Annotated in this window: 1 protein-coding gene; it reads right to left on the bottom strand. The window is 58.9% G+C overall.

The window, feature by feature from the left end; genetic code table 11:
• The coding region (locus IC66_RS0140970; RefSeq protein ID WP_244429246.1) for a Wadjet anti-phage system protein JetA family protein at positions 1 to 420 on the bottom strand (420 nt) is incomplete at its 3' end.
• Between the last annotated feature and the right edge of the window lie 212 nt (positions 421 to 632).

Below are 632 nucleotides of genomic sequence, written 5' to 3'. Positions count from 1 at the left end.
CCCGGGGAGCCGTTGCAGCACGAGCAGCGGTCCCATAGCCATGTCCACAGTGACGCGAAGCCCGTATTCCTCCTCTTCAAGCCATCCCCAGACGAGCAGCCGGGCGTATAGTTGTCGGGCAAGACCGAGCGCCTTGTCGCCCTTCTCGGAAGCGAGCGCGACGTCGGCCTTCCGGATCCGGCGGCGTCTCGCGGAGATCATTTCCGGCAGGCTGCCGAAATCATCGCCCTCGTTCCAGAGGACGGGGTTGGCGCGCATGACGTCGTAGATGGCGTGGACCACCTGCTGCGGCGTCGGGAACGACGGCGCGCCTGAAAAGAAGCGTTCGTGCAGATCCAGCAGACACGCTGCGTACAGGTGCTTGTGATCGCGCGAAAAAGCTAAAAAGGCGTCGTCATGCAAATGGCGGAACAAGGTCAATGACGCGGCTCCTGGGCCCGACCTCATCCTGAGTTGGCGGCACTAAATGCACGGCCTGCCGGGCAAAATGTTAGTGAGAGTGGGTCTTGAAAACACAACCGGAAGATCAGTTCTTAGTATGTTCTAATATAGCTTTCCAGCTCAATCGCTGTCGAGACTCCAAAGGTCCGATCGGAGCTAGTACCCACTTTTCTTGGAACGTGAGTCGTGAT

This window comes from Bradyrhizobium genomosp. III, assembly GCF_000261705.1.
In the GTDB taxonomy this organism is placed as follows: domain Bacteria; phylum Pseudomonadota; class Alphaproteobacteria; order Rhizobiales; family Xanthobacteraceae; genus Bradyrhizobium; species Bradyrhizobium ottawaense.
The sequence above is the reverse complement of the archived record's forward strand: the minus strand, read 5'-3'. Positions and strand labels throughout refer to the sequence as shown.